Source organism: Pseudomonas sp. 10C3, from assembly GCF_036346185.1.
In the GTDB taxonomy this organism is placed as follows: Bacteria; Pseudomonadota; Gammaproteobacteria; order Pseudomonadales; family Pseudomonadaceae; genus Aquipseudomonas.
Genome location: NZ_JASJVE010000128.1, coordinates 1 through 266, shown reverse-complemented (window position 1 = coordinate 266; position 266 = coordinate 1). Strand labels below are relative to the sequence as shown.

The window sequence follows — 266 nt, the reverse complement described above, 5'->3', positions numbered from 1 at the left end:
AATACTCGCAGACGGTTACCCGGCGGCACCTAAATATGACCCTATACCAGCGCCACTTTGTCCAGAAAGATGGAGTCCTTGATCTCGATGTAAAAGTAGTTTCCCACACGGGTACCCACGCAAAAACCAGCGAACACGTAATAACCGCTGTGTTCCTTTGCGATGTTACGGATCAGTTACATCATGTTTACGGTTTAGCCTACACCGTCACCACAGAACAAACCGAATTTACCGCCTTTGGCGAACGTGCAGATCAGTTCGATAAC

Annotated in this window: 1 pseudogene; it reads right to left on the bottom strand. The window is 48.1% G+C overall.

Going from position 1 to position 266, the window contains the following annotated elements:
* Positions 1-44: 44 nt before the first annotated feature.
* Positions 45-266: pseudogene (locus tag QN399_RS26385) on the bottom strand (F0F1 ATP synthase subunit beta); the annotation flags it as partial.